The sequence below is a fragment of the Mesorhizobium sp. M0910 genome, assembly GCF_040319465.1.
Classification (GTDB): Bacteria; Pseudomonadota; Alphaproteobacteria; order Rhizobiales; family Rhizobiaceae; genus Mesorhizobium.
Map to the genome: position 1 here is coordinate 418,773 of NZ_JAMYNZ010000002.1, position 16,812 is coordinate 435,584.

General features: G+C 62.4%; 15 protein-coding genes. 5 read left to right on the forward strand and 10 right to left on the reverse strand.

Going from position 1 to position 16,812, the window contains the following annotated elements; translation table 11 throughout:
* Positions 1-4: 4 nt before the first annotated feature.
* Both NKH78_RS05925 and NKH78_RS05930 read right to left on the reverse strand, forming a co-directional pair.
* On the reverse strand, positions 5-1,186 hold the full coding sequence (locus tag NKH78_RS05925) for an acetate/propionate family kinase (RefSeq protein WP_352882277.1): 1,182 nt from the start codon (positions 1,184-1,186) through the stop codon (positions 5-7).
* Entirely contained in the window at positions 1,186-3,597 is a 2,412-nt protein-coding gene (locus NKH78_RS05930) for a phosphoketolase family protein (RefSeq protein WP_352882280.1), read from the reverse strand. Before NKH78_RS05930 ends, NKH78_RS05925 begins: the two co-directional genes overlap by 1 nt.
* A gap of 303 nt (positions 3,598-3,900) precedes the next feature.
* Here NKH78_RS05930 and NKH78_RS05935 point away from each other — a divergent pair, with 303 nt between their 5' ends.
* The gene (locus NKH78_RS05935; RefSeq protein WP_352736888.1) at positions 3,901-5,901 is read left to right on the forward strand and encodes a protein-L-isoaspartate(D-aspartate) O-methyltransferase; all 2,001 of its coding nucleotides are present in this window, start codon (positions 3,901-3,903) and stop codon (positions 5,899-5,901) included.
* Between the two features lie 49 nt (positions 5,902-5,950).
* Positions 5,951-6,196 (forward strand): hypothetical protein, encoded by a 246-nt coding sequence (locus NKH78_RS05940; protein WP_352882284.1) that lies wholly within the window; start codon positions 5,951-5,953, stop codon positions 6,194-6,196.
* A 67-nt stretch (positions 6,197-6,263) separates the two neighbouring features.
* Here NKH78_RS05940 and NKH78_RS05945 read toward each other — a convergent pair whose 3' ends face one another.
* From NKH78_RS05945 to NKH78_RS05960, 4 genes are all read right to left on the reverse strand, one after another.
* Entirely contained in the window at positions 6,264-6,755 is a 492-nt protein-coding gene (locus NKH78_RS05945; protein ID WP_352476945.1) for a DUF1772 domain-containing protein, read from the reverse strand.
* A 95-nt stretch (positions 6,756-6,850) separates the two neighbouring features.
* Positions 6,851-8,389: a SpoVR family protein gene (locus NKH78_RS05950; RefSeq protein ID WP_352736885.1), complete on the reverse strand. Its 1,539-nt coding sequence runs from the start codon at positions 8,387-8,389 to the stop codon at positions 6,851-6,853.
* Positions 8,389-9,711, reverse strand: coding sequence for a YeaH/YhbH family protein (locus NKH78_RS05955; protein WP_352476946.1), 1,323 nt, complete (start codon positions 9,709-9,711; stop codon positions 8,389-8,391). The genes NKH78_RS05950 and NKH78_RS05955 overlap by 1 nt, the downstream gene beginning before the upstream one ends.
* Before the next feature lie 19 nt (positions 9,712-9,730).
* A complete protein-coding gene (locus NKH78_RS05960) occupies positions 9,731-11,680 on the reverse strand; it encodes a PrkA family serine protein kinase (protein ID WP_254815786.1) in 1,950 nt (649 codons plus the stop codon).
* 270 nt (positions 11,681-11,950) lie between these two features.
* On the opposite strand from NKH78_RS05960, the gene NKH78_RS05965 reads away from it, so the two are divergent.
* On the forward strand, positions 11,951-12,112 hold the full coding sequence (locus NKH78_RS05965) for a hypothetical protein (protein ID WP_254815787.1): 162 nt from the start codon (positions 11,951-11,953) through the stop codon (positions 12,110-12,112).
* A gap of 16 nt (positions 12,113-12,128) precedes the next feature.
* Here the strand turns inward: NKH78_RS05965 and ocd are convergent, their stop codons facing one another.
* Together ocd and rocF are read right to left on the reverse strand one after the other, a co-directional pair.
* Positions 12,129-13,196, reverse strand: a complete 1,068-nt coding sequence (gene ocd / locus NKH78_RS05970; RefSeq protein ID WP_352736883.1) for an ornithine cyclodeaminase — start codon at positions 13,194-13,196, stop codon at positions 12,129-12,131.
* A gap of 3 nt (positions 13,197-13,199) precedes the next feature.
* Positions 13,200-14,120, reverse strand: a complete 921-nt coding sequence (gene rocF, locus NKH78_RS05975; protein ID WP_352476948.1) for an arginase — start codon at positions 14,118-14,120, stop codon at positions 13,200-13,202.
* A 128-nt stretch (positions 14,121-14,248) separates the two neighbouring features.
* Between rocF and NKH78_RS05980 the strand changes: the two genes are divergently transcribed.
* Together NKH78_RS05980 and NKH78_RS05985 are read left to right on the forward strand one after the other, a co-directional pair.
* Positions 14,249-14,686, forward strand: a complete 438-nt coding sequence (locus tag NKH78_RS05980) for an Lrp/AsnC family transcriptional regulator (RefSeq protein WP_352476949.1) — start codon at positions 14,249-14,251, stop codon at positions 14,684-14,686.
* A gap of 207 nt (positions 14,687-14,893) precedes the next feature.
* On the forward strand, positions 14,894-15,217 hold the full coding sequence (locus NKH78_RS05985; protein ID WP_352736882.1) for a hypothetical protein: 324 nt from the start codon (positions 14,894-14,896) through the stop codon (positions 15,215-15,217).
* Between the two features lie 103 nt (positions 15,218-15,320).
* On the opposite strand, the gene NKH78_RS05990 is transcribed toward NKH78_RS05985, so the two are convergent.
* Positions 15,321-15,500 carry a hypothetical protein gene (locus tag NKH78_RS05990; RefSeq protein WP_352882289.1) on the reverse strand — a complete coding sequence of 60 codons (180 nt, stop codon included), beginning with the start codon at positions 15,498-15,500 and terminating at the stop codon, positions 15,321-15,323.
* Between the two features lie 149 nt (positions 15,501-15,649).
* Positions 15,650-16,762 (reverse strand): DUF3182 family protein, encoded by a 1,113-nt coding sequence (locus NKH78_RS05995; RefSeq protein ID WP_352882291.1) that lies wholly within the window; start codon positions 16,760-16,762, stop codon positions 15,650-15,652.
* Between the last annotated feature and the right edge of the window lie 50 nt (positions 16,763-16,812).

The following is a 16,812-nucleotide window of genomic DNA, read 5'->3' on the forward strand; positions in this document are numbered from 1 at the left end:
CGCATCAGCCAGGCCGGTCGATCACCTTGCGCGTGTGGCGGGCGATGACACCTTCTTCGTCGGTCGCGATGACGCGGACTTCGACCTTGCTGTCCGCCTGGCTTATGAGCGCTTCATGGGAGTTGTTGTCGGCTTCGTCGATCGCCACGCCGAGCCAGCCAAGCCTGCCGCAAATCGCTTTGCGGGCCGCGGCAGAGTGCTCGCCGATGCCGCCGGTGAACACCAGGCATTCCAGCCCGCCCAGCGTGTTGGCGAGGGCGGCAACTTCCCTGGCGGCGCGGAAGGCGAAAAGCTCCACCGCTTCGCGCGCCCGGCGGTCGTCGCTGGCCTCCAGCGTGCGCATGTCGCCGGAAATGCCGGACACGCCGAGCAGGCCGGATTCCTCGTAGAGCATGTCTTGCAGCGCCTCTCCCGAAACACCTCTTTCCAGCAGCAGGTACAAAAGCACGCCCGGATCGATGGCGCCGCAGCGTGTGCCCATGACCAGGCCGTCAAGCGCCGAAAAGCCCATCGTCGTATCGACGCTTCTCCCGTCGCGCATGGCGCACAGGCTCGCCCCGTTGCCGAGATGGGCGACGATGGTTCTTTTCGCCGCCAGATCGGGCGATATCTGCTTGAGCCGGCCCGTGACATATTCGTAGGAAAGCCCGTGAAAGCCGTAGCGGTGGATGCCGTCTGCCTCATAGCGGCGCGGCAGCGCAAAACGGCTGACCAGAGGCTCGATGGTCCTATGGAAGGCCGTGTCGAAGCATCCGACCTGCGGCAGGTCGGGCCGCAGCGTGGCAAGCGCCCGGATTGGTGTGAGGCTGCGCGGCTGGTGCAATGGCGCAAGCGGCGTCAGTCTGTCGAGAGCCTCGATAACTGTCGGCGTCAGGCGAACAGGTTCGACGAACTCGCGCCCGCCATGGACGATGCGATGGCCGCCGGCGATCAGTTTCCTTCCGCCAAGTTCGTTCTCGATCCATTGCAGCATCTGGCCGAGGCCCATGTCGCGTGATGCGTCAGCGGCAAGTGGCCGATCGCACTGCAACTCGCCATCGGCGGCTTTCGCGGTCAGCCTTGGCGCATCGCCCAGATCCAGCGAGCCGCGCGAGGCAAGATCCAGCTCGGCGGATGCTGCAAGGTCGTAAAGTCCGAACTTGATGCTCGACGAGCCGGCATTCAACGCAAGGATCGATCGTCGCATCAATCGCCGGCCCTTGTCGCGCCGTCCTGCGGCCAGGACCATTTCTGGATCTCGGGCATGTCCTCGCCATGTTCGCGGACATAGGCTTTGTGCTCGGCTAATTTCCCATGCAGCGCCGCGGCAAGCTCCTTCGCCCGCTCGGCCAGCCCCGGCACGCGCGCGATCGCGGCGAGCGCCAGATGATAGCGGTCGAGCTGGTTGAGCACGACCATATCGAACGGCGTCGTCGTCGTGCCTTCCTCGCGAAAGCCATGCACATGCATGTTGTCGTGGTTGGCGCGCCGGTAGGTCAGACGGTGAATGAGATAGGGGTAGCCGTGATAGGCGAAGATGACCGGCTTGGCCTTGGTGAACAGCGCGTCGAATCTATGGTCGGCAAAGCCATGCGGATGCTCGGAATTCGACTGCAAAATCATCAGGTCGACGACATTGACGACGCGGATCTTCAGGTCCGGAACGCCCGAGCGCAGGATGTCGGCTGCGGCAAGCGTCTCCAGCGTCGGCACGTCGCCGGCGCAAGCCAGGACCACATCCGGATCTTCGCCCTTGGCAACCGTCCCGGCCCATTCCCAGATGCCCGCGCCGGCCTTGCAGTGCGCTTCCGCGTCCTCGGCGGACAGCCATTGCGGCGCCGGCTGCTTGCCGGCGACGATGACGTTGATGCGGTTGTAGGTTTTCAGGCAATGGTCGGTTATCCACAGTAGCGTGTTTGCATCCGGCGGGAAATAGAGCCTTACCGTGTCGGCCTTCTTGTTGGCGACGAAATCGGCAAAGCCTGGATCCTGATGGCTGAAGCCGTTGTGATCCTGCCGCCAGACATGCGAGGTCAGCAGGTAGTTTAGCGAGGCGATCGGCTTGCGCCAGGCAAGTTCGCCGGAGGTCTTCAGCCATTTGGCATGCTGGTTGACCATGGAATCGACGATGTGGACGAACGCCTCGTAGCACGAGAACAGGCCGTGGCGGCCGGTCAGCAGATAGCCCTCCAGCCAGCCCTGGCAAAGGTGCTCGCTGAGCACTTCCATGACGCGGCCGCCGCGGGAAAGATGAACGTCGTAAGGCTCGATCCGCTCCATCCAGACCCGGTCCGTAACCTCGAACACGTCGTCGAGGCGGTTCGAGGACGTCTCGTCGGGTCCCATCAGCCGGAAATTCCTGGCCTCGGCGTTCAAGCGGATCACGTCGCGAAGATAGCTCCCCACGGTCCGCGTCGCCTCCCCAACAGTGCCGCCCGGACGCGGTACGTCGAGCGCCAGGCCTTTCCAGTCGGGAAGCACGAGGTCTTGCTTCAGCAGGCCGCCATTGGCGTAGGGGATTGCGCCCATGCGTCTTGGCCCTATGGGCGCCAGCGCCGCGATCTCCGCCAGGAGATGCCCGCCTTCATCGAACAGCGTCTTCGGTTCGTAGCTGCGCATCCAGTCTTCGAGGATCTGGCGGTGCGCCGCGTCGCCGCGCGCGTTCGACACCGGCACCTGGTGCGAACGCCAGGAATCCTCGACTCGTCTGCCGTCGACCTCTTTCGGCCCGGTCCAGCCCTTTGGGCTGCGCAGCACGATCATCGGCCACAGCGGCCGCTCTCCCTTCCAGCCCGCGGCTCGTGCAGGCTCCTGGATGGAGTGGATCCGGTCGAGCACGGTATCGAACGTGCGGGCCATCTCCCGATGCATCGGGGCAGGCTCGTGGCCTTCCACGAAAAAGGTTTCGTAGCCATAGCCGAGGAACAGGCTGCGCAACGCCTCGTCTTCCATACGGCCGAGGATCGTCGGGCTGGCGATCTTGTAGCCGTTGAGATGCAGGATCGGCAGGACGGCACCGTCGGATGCCGGGTTCAGGAACTTGTTGGAATGCCAGGCCGCGGCGAGCGGGCCGGTCTCGGCTTCGCCGTCGCCGACGACGCAGGCAACCACAAGGTTCGGATTGTCGAAGGCGGCGCCGAAGGCATGGACCAGCGCATAGCCGAGCTCTCCGCCTTCGTGGATCGAGCCGGGTGTCTCCGGGGCCGCGTGGCTCGGCACTCCGCCGGGGAACGAGAACTGCCGGAACAGCTTTCGCAGGCCGTCTTCGTCCCTGCCGATCTCGGGATAAATTTCGCTGTAGGTGCCCTCGAGCCAGGTGTTCGCGACCATTGCCGGGCCGCCGTGACCCGGCCCGCAGATGAACAGAACATCGAGACCACGTTCACGGATGATCCGGTTCAGATGCACATAGATGAAATTGAGGCCGGGCGTCGTGCCCCAATGGCCGAGCAGCCGCGGCTTGATGTGCTCGGGCCGCAAAGGCTCGCGCAAGAGCGGATTGTCGAGCAGATAGATCTGACCAACCGAGATGTAGTTCGCGGCGCGCCAGTAGCGGTCCATCAGATCCATCTGGTCAAGGCCGGTTGTTTGCGCAGTCGTGCGGGCCTCGTCGTTCATGGAATGCCTCCGGAATACCCTCGTCCGTCGTTATCTGGAGTGGCGTCGCCTCGGAGAAAGGATTTGCCTCGAAATAAGTTTGGGCGGGCGCGGCCAGCTCCCGCTTGCCGATCCTGCAACCCGCCTCGCGCGACAAAAAGCGGGTCGGTCTTTTGGGGAACCTCGGGGCTTGCCAACGGTTAGGAAGCTGCACCGCATTGCATGAATCCAAGGGGACTGCCGAGGCCCCCGGGACATCGACTGGCCAAAGTGCCGTTGAGCAGCTTGGGCGATTGTGGCGGAGGCCCGTAGGAGGAGCAAAAAATGCTCGATCTCTCCCATGCCCGCAACCAAATGGTCGACATTCACCTAAGCCGCCGTGGCATTCGCGACCGCAATGTCCTTCAGGCGATGCGCGAGGTCCCGCGCGAGGCTTTCGTCGAGCCCGGTTTTGAAGAATTTGCCTATGAAGACGGGCCGCTGCCGATCGCCGAAGGTCAGACGATATCGCAGCCCTATATCGTTGCGTTGATGATCGAAATGGCCGGGGTCGGAGCCGGTGACCATGTTCTCGAGGTCGGCACCGGCTCGGGCTATGCGGCTGCCGTAATGAGCCGGATCGTCGAACGTGTCTACACCATCGAGCGCCACGCCGCGTTGGCTGAATCGGCAAGGCAGCGGTTTAAAAAGCTTGGCTACGACAATATCGAAGTCCGCACCGGCGACGGCACCAAGGGTTGGCCAGAGGCTGCACCCTTCGATGCGATCCTGGTTGCAGCCGCTGGACCCGGCGCACCGCTCGCTCTGCAAGAACAGCTCGACGTCGCCGGCCGGCTTATCATCCCGGTCGGCGATGAATTCGACGCGCAGCGCCTACTCAAGGTCACCCGGACCGGCGCAGCAACTTACACCGAGGAGGATTTCGGCGGCGTGCGGTTTGTTCCGCTGATCGGCGAGCAAGGCTGGGGCGAGCCAGGCAGCGACAGCCAGATAGCGGCCGATCTTCCGCACCGGCATCAGCGCAGGAGCAGCCTGCCGCAGATGATAGCGGCCGCCGCCGAACCGCTTCCGGTTTTCGACGATCCGGCCTTCGGTGCGCTGTTCGACCGGTTTGCCGACCGCCGCGTCGTCTTGCTCGGCGAAGCCAGCCACGGCACGTCGGAGTTCTATCGTGCGCGCGCCGCGATCACTCGCAGGCTGATCGAGAAGCATGGCTTCACCATCGTCGCGGTCGAGGCCGACTGGCCCGATGCCGCGGCGATCGACCGTTACGTCCGCCACCGGCCACCACGGCCGGGCGCCGATCCGCCGTTCCAGCGCTTTCCCACCTGGATGTGGCGCAACACCGACGTCGCGGCGTTCGTCGACTGGATGCGAGAGCATAATGAGCGGATCAGGATATCCTCCCGGCGGGCCGGGTTCTATGGCCTCGACATCTACAATATGGGCGGGTCGATCGCGGCGGTCCTGCAATATCTCGACCGGGTCGATCCGCAGGCGGCGAGGATCGCACGCGAACGCTACGGCTGCCTGACTCCGTGGCAGAACGACCCGGCCACTTATGGCCGTGTCGCACTCACCTCCGGCTACCAGAAATGCGAGAAGGCCGTGCTCGAGCAATGCCGGGAACTGCTTGCCAGAGAGCTCGACTATGCGCAGCAGGACGGGTTCGATTTCCTCGACGCCACCCAGAACGCCCGCCTGGTCGCCTCCGCCGAGCGCTATTACCGCACCATGTATTATGGCGGCGCGCAATCCTGGAACCTGCGCGACACCCACATGTTCGAAACGCTGGAGCACCTGCTGCAGGCCCGCGGCCCGAACGCCAAGGCGGTGGTGTGGGCACATAATTCCCATATTGGCGATGCCCGCTATACCGAGATGGGGATCGTCAGGGACGAATTGAACATCGGCCAGCTCTGCCGCCAGCGTTTTGGCGACGAGGTTGCCTTGATTGGGCTCAGTACGCATTCCGGGACGGTGGCCGCTGCCACCGACTGGGACGGCGACATGGAAGTGAAACCGGTTCGGCCTTCCCACAACGACAGCTATGAGCGGCTTTGCCACGACAGCGGCGTCTCGCCTTTCCTGCTCGATTTCGAGCGCGACGACACGCTGCGCCAACGGCTTCTGGAGCGCCGGCTGGAACGCTTTATCGGCGTCATCTACCGGCCCGAGACCGAGCTCCACAGCCACTATGCCGACGCCTCGCTCGCCCGCCAGTTCGATGCTTTCGTCTGGTTCGATGAGACCAATGCCGTGACGCCGCTTGGGCCGGAGCATGCGGGGACAGGCCTTCCCGAGACTTATCCTTTCGGGCTGTAGCGAATCTGGAACTTGGGGAAGCGGAAAATCGAAAGGAAGGAGGTCACCAATGGCCGGAAAGAAGACTCATGAGCAGCAATTGCGCATCATCGAAGAGCGCGAGAACACGAAAAACGCCGGCAAGGATTTCGACGCGGAAGCGGATTTGAAAAAGACCAGGCAAGAGCGCGAGGCGTTCCGGCGCGGTGCCGAGCTCAGATTGGACCCGAAGGATATTGCCGATCCCGACGATCGCAACATCATCCGCGGCGAGCACCAGGAAAGCGCCCACAACAAGCATCGCGCCGACCGCTGAACGGCCGGATCGCTTGACGTTAAGTCAATACGATGCCGGGTCCGTCCCTTGACCTTAATCCCTGGGGCTATTCGGCAAAAAATGTCGCGGCGACAGCAATTGAGACGAGGCTCAGCATTGCCAGGCCTGCCCTGACCACATGCGAAGCCTCCCAGACGTTGCGCAAATCTCTCCAGTCGCCGGTCTGCTTTCGAGAGAACATTGAAAAAAACGTCGCGGCGGATTTCGGCAGGACAGTGTCTTGCACCCAGAAATTATTGACGGGGTGGGTGACCAACCAATAGGTCGCGTGCTCCGCCAGCAATGAGACAAGCGCCGCCAAGGTCCACCAGAATCGGGCGCTTGGATAGGGCGTCAGGTAAAGCAGGACGGCGAGTGCAATGATGCCGCCGATCTCGGCGAACCCGCCGATTGTGAAGCCGGGATAGTAGATCGCCTGCACTGATCTGTAGGTGGCCTCCTTGAGGCGCAACTTGCCGGGCAATTCCAAAGCGTGCGCGAGCGAGAGCGCCATCGAGACGGCGACCAACAGAAGCGTGGCGATCGTCAATGCGCGCATGTTTCCTGCTCCCGACCATGCCCTCGTGGCGCGCGCGTAGACAGGGTGGTTGGTGATCCTGAAAAGGCGCCCGACTTCGCCGGCAGGCTGTTCGGTCATTCCCCGATCTGGCTGGTCGAGCGTTCGTGGAGCCTGGCGCCGGTCTGCGCGTCGACCGCGACCATGCTGACCTCGTAGCCCCAGAGCTTGCGGATGTGGCGCAGCGTGGCGTCGCGGCTGCCGCCTTCCAGCACGATGCCGTCCTTGACCTTGTGCTGCAGGCGCAGATGCCGGTCGCCGAGCAGGTCCACATCCACCACCTGGATGTCAGGCCGGCTGGCGCCGATGTCGTAGCTGTGGGCGAGTGCGCTGCGGATACTCTCGTAGCCGCGCTCATTGTGTATCGAGGCGACTTCGTAATGGGGGTCGTTGGCAGCGTCGGCAAGCACAAAGAACCGCCATTTCCGTATCAGGGTAGGGCTCAGATATTGGCGGATGAAGGACTCGTCGCGATGGTTGGCCCAGGCGTCCAGCAAGGTCTGGCGCCAGTTGCCGTTGCCGGCGATATCGGGGAACCAGTCGCGGTCCTCGGCCGTCGGCGCGGTCGAGATGCGCTGGATGTCCTGCATCATGTCGAGACCCAGCGCGTAAGGGTTGATACCGGAAAAGCGCGGATCGTCGAAGCCCGGCTGGAAGATCACGTTCGAATGGTTGCGCAGGATCTCCAGCATGGCACCTTCGCCGATCAGCCCGCGGTCGAACAAAAGGTTCATCAGCGTGTAATGCACGAAGGTGGCGCAGCCCTCGTTCATCACCTGCGTTTGGCGCTGTGGATAGAAATATTGCGCGATAACGCGGACAATCCGGATAACCTCACGCTGCCACGGTTCCAGGATCAGGCTGTTCTTCTCCAGGAAATAAAGCAGGTTCTCCTCGGGCAGCTTGAGCGATTTCTTGCGCTCCGCCATGGTGTCCGTCTCGCGGACCTTGGTGCCGTCCTTGGACGGCGGCAGCGTGCGCCACAGATCGTTGTAGGAGCGCTCCTCGTATTCCAGGCGCTCGCGAAGGCCCTCGCGCTGCTTTTCCGACGACAGCTTCGGCGGCCGGTGATATCTGAACACGCCCTGTTCCATCAGCGCGTGTGCGGCATCGAGGATCTCTTCCACCGCATCGACGCCGTGCCGCTCCTCGCAGCGGGCAATATAGCCCTTGGCGAAGTCGAGATAGCTGAGGATGGCGCCGGCGTCCGTCCACTGCCGGAAAAGATAATTGTTCTTGAAGAAATGGTTATGGCCGAGTGCTGCGTGCGCCGTCACCAGGGCCTGGAGGGCCATGGTGTTTTCCTCCATCAGATAGACGATGCAGGGATTCGAATTGATGACGAGTTCATAGGCGAGCCCTCGCCCGCCTTTGCGATAGAGCAGTTCCTGGTAGAGGTAGTGCTTGCCGAAGGACCAGTGCCGGTACATCAGCGGCATGCCGACCGAGGAATAGGCGTCGAGCATCTGTTCGGACGAGATGATCTCCATCTGTACCGGATAGGTGTCGAGGTGGAGCTCTTCGGTGGCGATCGCCTCGATGGTCTCGTAGGCGCGCGACAGCGTCCTGAAATCCCAGTCGGAACCGGAAAACAGCAGCCCGGATCTGCTCGCCATCAGCCCCCTCTTTCACCGCTCTTTTGATAGCCCGGCTGTCTGGCGAAGAGCTGGCGGAAAACCGGGTAGATGTCGGCCGCGGTGGCGATGCGGCTCATCTGGAAATTCGACCACCTCAGCTTGACCGCACTGTAGGCACGCCATAGCGACGTGCCGTTGTCGGTAGCGCCGAAGATGTGGCTCTCGCGCTCGTCGAGGATCTCGACATAGGCGAAATACTGGCACAGCCGCATGATCTGTTCGTCGAGCAGGGCGATGCAGCGCTCGGAATCGGTGACGAAATTGTCACCGTCCGAGGCCTGGGCGACATAGATGTTCCATTCGCGGCTGGGATAGCGTTGCTCGACGATGCGGTGCATCTCCTCGAGCGCGGTGGAAACCACCGTACCGCCGCTCTGGGTGTTGTAGAAGAAGGTTTCCTCGTCGACCTCCTGCGCCTCGTGGGTGTGGCGGATGAAGACCACCTCGGTCCGGTCGTAGCGCCGCTTCAGGAACAGGTGCAGCAGCACGAAGAAGCGCTTGGCCAGATCCTTCTCGCGTTCGCCCATCGAACCGGACACGTCCATGAGGCAGAACATCACCGCGTTGGCGTTCGGCACCGGCTGCGCGTCGAAGCGGTTGAAGCGGATATCGACCGGGTCGACATAGGCGATCCGCTTGCGGCGACGCTCCAGTCGATCGAACTCTTCCTGCAGCGCCACGATGCGCTGGCGCATCTCGACGTTTTGCGGCTTCGCCTCCAGCGACGCAATCTCCTGCGCGATCGCATCGAGGTCCTCCTGCTTGGGACGCCTGAGCGCTATGCGGCGGCCATGGCTGTTGCGCATCGTGCGCCCGACATTGATGTTGGTCGGCGAGCCGGTCGCGGCGAAGCCGGCCCGGCGCGGCTTGAAGGCGAGGATCTCCTTGAGGTTGAGCTTGACCATGTCAGGCAGTTCGAGGTCTTCGAAAAAGAGGTCGAGCACCTCTTCGCGCGACAGCACGAAACGGAAATCGTCCTCCGATTCGGTTCTCCCCGGGGCGGACCCCATGCCGCCGCCCTGGCCGGGCTTGGGCAGCCGGTCGCCTGGGGAGAAATGCTTGTTGCCGGGCAGGACGTGCTGGCGGCTGCCGCTGTTCCTGGCATCGTTGAAGCTCGGCTCGCCGGTGCCCCGCGCCGGCATCGAAACGGCATGCTCGGCGTCCACGTCGGCGATCTTGCCGGTGCGGATCTGATCGCGGATCGTGCGCTTCAACTCTTCGCGCGCCCGCCGCAGGAAACGCTGCCGATTGCCGAGGCTTTTGTCCTTCGGGTTCAGTCGGCGATCGATGAAGATCGGCATATGTTACCCCGGGCTGGCTTCAACCCGCCTTGTTCACCCGCATGTACCAGTCCACCAGCCGGCGAACCTGGCGTTCGGTGTAACCGCGCTGGATCATCCGCTGCACGAATTCGGTATGCCGCTTCTCCGTCACGCTGTCCTGCTTGGAGCCGAAGCTGATCACCGGCAGCAGGTCCTCGACCTGCCCGAACATCCGCTTCTCGATGACTTCGCGCAGCTTTTCGTAGCTCGTCCATGACGGGTTGCGGCCATGGTTTCTGGCCCGCGCGCGCAGCGTGAACTTCACCACTTCATTGCGGAAGTCCTTGGGATTGGCGATGCCGGCCGGCTTTTCGACCTGCGACAGTTCGTTGTCCAAAACCTCGCGATTGAGGATCTGGCCGGTATCGGTATCCTTGTAGTCCTGATCCTCGATCCAGGCATCGGCATAGGCGATGTAGCGGTCGAACAGGTTCTGGCCGTATTCGCTGTAGGATTCCAGATAGGCCTTCTGGATCTCGTGGCCGATGAACTCGGCATAACGGGTGGCCAGCTCCGACTTTATGAAATCGAGATAGTCCGCCTCTGTTTCCTTCGGGAACTGCTCGCGCTTGATCGCCTCTTCCAGGATGTACATCAGATGCACCGGATCGGCGGCCACCTCTTCGGTGTCGTAGTTGAAGGTCTGCGACAGGATTTTGAAGGCGAAGCGGGTGCTGACGCCGGTCATGCCTTCATCGACACCGGCGGCGTTTCGGTACTCCTGGACCGACTTCGCCTTGGGATCGGTTTCCTTGAGGTTCTCGCCGTCATAGACGCGCATCTTGGTGTAGAGCGGCGAATTGTCGTGTTCGGCCAGGCGGGTCGAGACGGTGAACCGGCTGAGGATGTCGAGCACTTCCGGAGCGCAGGGGCTGTTAGCCAGTTCGCTTTCGCGCAACAGCTTCTCGTAGATCTGCCGCTCTTCGGTGACGCGCAGGCAATACGGCACCTTGACCACCAGGATGCGGTCGAGGAACGCCTCGTTGTTTTTGTTGTTCTTGAACTGCAGCCATTCCGATTCGTTGGAATGGGCAACGATGATGCCCTGATAGGGGAAAGCGCCGAAATTCTCGGTGCCGTTGTAGCTGCCTTCCTGGGTGGCGGTCAGCAGCGGATGCAGCACCTTGATCGGCGCCTTGAACATCTCGACGAATTCGAGCAGTCCTTGCGTCGTCCGGTTCAGCCCGCCGCTATAGGAATAGGCGTCCGGATCGGACTGGCTGAAGTTTTCCAGCTGCCTGATGTCGACCTTGCCGACCAGGGCCGAAACGTCCTGGTTGTTCTCGTCGCCCGGCTCGGTCTTGGCGATGCCGATCTGGCGAAGCCTGGACGGCATCAGCTTGACGACGCTGAATTTGGAGATGTCGCCGGACAATTCGTCGAGACGCTTGGCCGCCCAGGGCGAGATCAGGCCGGTCAGCCGCCGCCGGGCGATGCCGTATTTGTCCTCCAAAAGGTCGCCCATGCGGTCGGGATCGAACAGCCCGAGCGGTGATTCGAAGACCGGGCTGACCTGGCCGCCGACCTTCAGCGTATAGATCGGACGCTGCTCCATCAGCCTTTTCAACTGCTCCGCAAGCGAGGACTTGCCGCCGCCGACCGGGCCGAGGAGATAGAGGATCTGCTTGCGTTCCTCGAGCCCTTGCGAGGCATAGCGGAAATAACCGGCGATACGCTCGATCGTATCCTCCATGCCGTAAAAGTCGGCGAAGGTCGGATAGATCTTGATCGTCCGGTTCGAAAAAATACGGCCGAGCCGCTCGTCCTTGCTGGTATCGACAAAGGTCGGCTCGCCGATCGCCTCGACCATCCGCTCGGGCGCCGAGGCGTACATCGACTTGTCCTCGCGGCAGGCAAGCAGATATTGCTGCAGGCTTATCTCCTCCTGCGCCGCATTCTTGTAAACCTCGGAAAACAGATCGAAGACGTCGGATTGATTCTCACGCATGGTATTCCTAGCCCCGGAGCCGATGTGGCTGCATGTTTGTCTCTTGAACAACCAAATGTTGGAAAGCCCTTGTGGTTCCCTTCACTTCGCAGAGAGTGCATGTGACCGAACGATAAGAGTCTAGATAAGGGCATCCTGAGTGCAGACAAGGCGTGGAACGTCCTGCTCGCGGCACAAAATCCTGAATCGCACGACGTCCTGCGGGCGACATCCAACAAGACGGAGGAACGGTTCGGGTCCTTTCCGGTTGTGAGGGAAAGGAGACGGTCGATGTCTGGGAATAGTTTGTGGTTGCTCGTTGTTGCAGGCGGTCCACTGCTGCTGGCAGTCCTGATCGCCTACGCCCTGCTCACGCAGCGCCGTCGCGGCCCGGCGGAGCGCAGGGAAAGCGAGCGTGCGACCGAGCGCCTGTATCAGGAAAAGAAGGACTGACCGACGGGATCGCAGCTCAGCTGCCGGCAACCGCCAGCCCGGTCGCTTTTTCGGCGCGCAGCAGCATGCCAAACAGGTCGCGCGGCTCATCGGGATCGGCCAGAAGGTCTAGTTCCTCGTAAAGGCCGGTCCGCTGCAGCTGATCGCGGACGTAGCGCAGCGCGGAAAAATCCTCGATCGCAAAGCCGACGGAGTCAAACAATGTGATCTGTCGGGCATCCGTCCGGCCTGCTGCCTTTCCTGTCATCACCTGCCACAATTCGGTGAGCGGGTGATCCGCATCGAGCTGCTGGCTCTCGCCTTCGATGCGCGTCTGCGGCGGATATTCGACGAAGATGTCCGAGCGCAGCAGAATGTCGCGATGCAGCTCGGTCTTGCCCGGGCAGTCGCCGCCAACCGCGTTGATGTGCACGCCGGATCCGACCATGTTGTCGGTCAGGATTGTTGCCGACCGCTTGTCGGCGGTAACCGTGGTGATGATCTCTGCACCTTCGACGGCTTCCTGCGCCGACGCGCAGAGCTTGATGTCGAAACCCATGCCGGCAAGGTTCCTCATGCATTTCGTCGAGGCCGCCGGGTCGATATCGTAGAGACGCAGCCTGTCGACGCCAAGCAGCGCCTTGAACGCAATCGCCTGGAATTCCGATTGCGCGCCATTGCCGATGATCGCCATGCACCTGGCAGCCTCGGGAGCGAGGTATTTCGCCGCGACCGCCGAGCTTGCGGCGGTTCTGAGCGCCGTCAGGATGGTCATTTCCGAAAGCAGCATCGGATAGCCATTGCCGACATCGGCAAGCACGCCGAAAGCGGTCACGGTCTGGCGGCCGTCACGCGTATTCTTCGGATGGCCGTTGACGTATTTGAACCCATAGAGCTGCCCGTCGCTGGTCGGCATCAGCTCGATCACGCCGTCAACGCTGTGCGAGGCGATGCGCGGCGTCTTGTCGAACAGCTCCCAGCGCCTGAAATCCTCTTCGATATAGGCGGCAAGCTCAAGCAGGAAGCGCTCGATGCCGATGGCAAGCACCAGCTTCATCATGCGGTCGACGCTGACGAACGGGACGATGTTCAAATTGACGGTCATGGCTCAGAACCCCCTCGTCGGACGGTCCATGATCCGCCGGCCCATCAGGCTCGCGGTCAGGTCGACCAGAAGCGTGGCGGTGCGGCCGCGTTCGTCGAGAAAAGGGTTGAGCTCGACTAGGTCGAGACTGGTGACGAGGCCGCTGTCATGCAGCATTTCCATTGCCAGATGCGCCTCGCGGAAGGTGGCGCCACCTGGAACGGTGGTGCCGACCGCCGGGGCGATCGACGGGTCGAGAAAATCGACGTCGAGGCTGACGTGCAGCATGCCGTTGGCGGCGCTCACCCGCTCGAGAAAGGCGCGAAGCAGTTGCGCAATGCCGTGCTCGTCGATCGAACGCATGTCATGGACCGTCACGCCGGCTCTGCGCAACGCTTCCCTTTCCGCCAGGTCCACGCTGCGGATCCCCAGCGCGCATATGCGAGCCGGGTCCACCTGCGCTGCAAGGCGGGGGAAATAGCCCTCGAAGCCGGGCTGCCCGCTGGCGTAGGCCAGCGGCACACCATGCAAATTGCCGCTGGTGGTCGTGTCGAGCGTATGAAAATCGGGGTGCGCATCGAGCCACAGCACGAAGAGCGGCCGGCCGGCATTCGCGGCCCGGCGGGCAATGCCGGCGAGCGTACCGGCCGAAATGCTGTGGTCGCCGCCGAGAAAGATCGGCATCGCATCGGCGCTCGCGGCATAGGCCGTTTCGCTGATTGCTGCCGTCCAGGCGGCAATTTCCGGCAGCGCCTTCACCGCCGCGTTGCCGTGTACGACAGGACGCATGTCGGCCGGGACGATCGTTCCGAGGTCGGTCAGCGTATGGCCGAGCTCGGTCAGTGCGGTGGCCAGGCCGGCCGTGCGCAGCGCACTCGGCCCCATCTCGCAGCCCATGCGGCCTGAGCCGGCCTGGATCGGTGCGCCCACGATCGTGCAATGCATTCTCATACCCCGCCAATTACGATGCCTTTATTGAAGCCCGCATCGCTGGCAGAATGAACATGTCAAATTGGCAAATTTGTCGAAATGCCTTACCATAGTGACATCATCTACTTCCGTTGTGAGCAATCATGGACCAGCTCGACGAGCAGATCATCACCTCTCTGCGGCACGACGCCCGGCGCAGCATTTCCGATCTTGCCGTCGGCCTGGGTGTCTCCCGGGCAACGGTAAGGTCCCGGATCGAGCGACTTGAGAGGGACGGCGTCATCGTCGGCTACACCGTCATTCTGCGCGCCGACGCGGTCGATCAGCGCGTGCGTGGCATCATGATGATCGAGATCGAAGGCCACGCCGCCGATCGCGTCATCCGGGCGCTGGGCGGCTTCTCCGAGGTCTCGACCATCCACACCACCAATGGCCGCTGGGATCTGGTGATAGAACTCGGAACCCAGACCCTGAGCGAGTTCGACGCCGTGCTGAGACGTATCCGCCTGATCCCCGGAATTACCGGCAGCGAAACAAGCCTGCTCCTGGCAACGCCACGCACCACCAAGGCTCGGCTGTGACTTCGAGGAACTGCGCTTGACCTGCAGCGGTAACGAAATCCGCCAAGGAACCTTCAATTGCCGCCGCGGTTAGAGCAGTTCCAGTAAAAGTGTGGAACGGTTTTCCGTTCGGAATTGCATCGGAACGAAAAGATAGAGCGGGTCAGCGTTTCCGGGAAACGACGAACCGTTCTGGGCCGGACAGGCCTCCTTCGAGGGAGAACAATCATGGCTCACGCCCAGCAGGAACTGGTCGAATTCGTTATCAGCAAAGCCTTCAACCCGGTCATGCGGGCCAAACCGGACGGAAAATCCGATGCCGAGCGCAAGACGCTCGAACACGTCCAGCAGGCCACGAAGACCGAGATTGAGCGCTATCGCCGTTACGGCTCGGCCGAGGAGGTCGCGACCAATTTCAAGCGCGACCTGAATTCCGACGCTGCCAAAAAGTTGCACGCCCAGCTGCGCCGACTGCATCTGCCGACGATCGAGGACATTCGTGACGACTTCGAGGACAAGGCCCGCAAGTTCGGGGTCAAGGCCTCGTCGTAGATCCGCGACAGATCGCCTCGGTGACGTCCGTCAGGCCGTCATCACAATCCATCCTTGGTCGGAGGCCACCCTGACCGAGCTGTCTCGGGGATGTTGTCCGACGTCAGCTCGCCGCGATTGAGCTTTTCAATCGCTTCATCTCAATCGCTTCATCGGCTTCGCTTTCGTCGAGACCGGAAAGCGGCAAGCCATCGACCACGACGGCTTCGTCGCTCTCGCTGTCATAGACGTCCCAGAGGCCTTCCGGATCCTGTCGTTTGTCGTAAACGGTTGGCATGGCCATTTCTGTAACCACTCCGGCAGGCAACGCCGCTATTGCACGCCCGCCACCCAGGGCCCGGGCCTTTTCTGACTTGCTGCCTGCCCGAAACAAACTCGGGCCATTGGTGGATGTTCCCTGCCGGAGGCGTGCTTGACTTCAACCTGACATGGCTAGAATCGGCCGGCTTCTCCGATCGGCCCTCGGATCGCCTGGGTCACGACGGTGTAACGCGTGATTTGACCCTCCTCCGGGTCCTCCCCGTGGAAATGGATTGCCGCGTTCGGCGGCAGCCGCGCAGTGCTGCCGAACTGCTTGACGGCGGAGACATGCACGATCTGCATGTCGGGGTCGCGCGTCATGGCGTCCATCGCTGCCAGCTCGGCGCTGCTGCTGCCACCGATCCGCCAGCTGGCTTCCAGCACACCCGATCGCCAGATGCCCGAGGAATCGACACCTTGGCCGATGTCGTAGTTGCGTCGCGAAGCGAAGAATCCTGGATAACCATCCATCGCTGCGTCATAGGTCCTCGCCTGCGCCACGGCCAAACCCAGCGCCGGAGATAATCGCAGCTCATCCAGCGCCTCCCATCCGCCGCGCACCACAACCAGATCGGATCCGCCGTAAACGGGCTGTCCGTCGTTGTCGGTCGTCGTCCGCTGGGTGCCGTAATAGCTGATCGACAATTCGTCGATCATGGTTCTGCCAACGCTCAGCGTAACGATGTCGCGAAGCTGCGTTTCGAGAACAAGGCCGTATTCGCTTAGCTCAGACGATGGATATTGGTCCAGCAGCCTTTCGACATCGCCGACTGTCGCGGCGGTGTGCTGGTCGCGGCCCCGCGAAGCGCGCGGTGGCTTGAACCGGACCAGCCCGAGCTCCAGCAGACGTTGCGCTGCGCGCAGCGCGTCATGGCGTGAAAATGCAGTGTAGCCGGGCAGTACGGCCGCGGCGACGGCGCTGCCGAAGCCGGCGGGCCATTCTTTTGGCCGTGCCGCCGATCCGTCCACCAGCTCGTGGGTTATGGCCTTGGTGGTTGCGAGGCGCCAAGGCACCACCCCGCCGAAGAGATCGTCGGGCCCGTTTATGCCCAGTTGAACCGCATCGGCAGCAAGCAGGCTGTCGTCCGGCACGAAATACAGCCCGCCGCTGTCACCGCCACCTTCACGCAGGCCCTCGCGGAAGGAAAATCCCTTCAACGCTGCAATCGTGCGCGCGACGGCAGCGACGGTTTCCCGTTCATGGGCGTAGATGGTCTCGCCGCCCGGCGCGGAGAATGCGACCACAACACCTTTCGCCCCGCTTGGTTGCCTACCGCTTAGCCCGGTCATGTCGC

Coding starts and splice junctions, on each gene's coding strand:
- NKH78_RS05925 (WP_352882277.1), bottom strand. CDS start 1,186: ATGCGACGATCGATCCTTGCGTTGAATGCCGGCTCGTCGAGCATCAAG.
- NKH78_RS05930 (WP_352882280.1), bottom strand. CDS start 3,597: ATGAACGACGAGGCCCGCACGACTGCGCAAACAACCGGCCTTGACCAG.
- NKH78_RS05935 (WP_352736888.1), top strand. CDS start 3,901: ATGCTCGATCTCTCCCATGCCCGCAACCAAATGGTCGACATTCACCTA.
- NKH78_RS05940 (WP_352882284.1), top strand. CDS start 5,951: ATGGCCGGAAAGAAGACTCATGAGCAGCAATTGCGCATCATCGAAGAG.
- NKH78_RS05945 (WP_352476945.1), bottom strand. CDS start 6,755: ATGCGCGCATTGACGATCGCCACGCTTCTGTTGGTCGCCGTCTCGATG.
- NKH78_RS05950 (WP_352736885.1), bottom strand. CDS start 8,389: ATGGCGAGCAGATCCGGGCTGCTGTTTTCCGGTTCCGACTGGGATTTC.
- NKH78_RS05955 (WP_352476946.1), bottom strand. CDS start 9,711: ATGCCGATCTTCATCGATCGCCGACTGAACCCGAAGGACAAAAGCCTC.
- NKH78_RS05960 (WP_254815786.1), bottom strand. CDS start 11,680: ATGCGTGAGAATCAATCCGACGTCTTCGATCTGTTTTCCGAGGTTTAC.
- NKH78_RS05965 (WP_254815787.1), top strand. CDS start 11,951: ATGTCTGGGAATAGTTTGTGGTTGCTCGTTGTTGCAGGCGGTCCACTG.
- ocd (WP_352736883.1), bottom strand. CDS start 13,196: ATGACCGTCAATTTGAACATCGTCCCGTTCGTCAGCGTCGACCGCATG.
- rocF (WP_352476948.1), bottom strand. CDS start 14,120: ATGCATTGCACGATCGTGGGCGCACCGATCCAGGCCGGCTCAGGCCGC.
- NKH78_RS05980 (WP_352476949.1), top strand. CDS start 14,249: ATGGACCAGCTCGACGAGCAGATCATCACCTCTCTGCGGCACGACGCC.
- NKH78_RS05985 (WP_352736882.1), top strand. CDS start 14,894: ATGGCTCACGCCCAGCAGGAACTGGTCGAATTCGTTATCAGCAAAGCC.
- NKH78_RS05990 (WP_352882289.1), bottom strand. CDS start 15,500: ATGGCCATGCCAACCGTTTACGACAAACGACAGGATCCGGAAGGCCTC.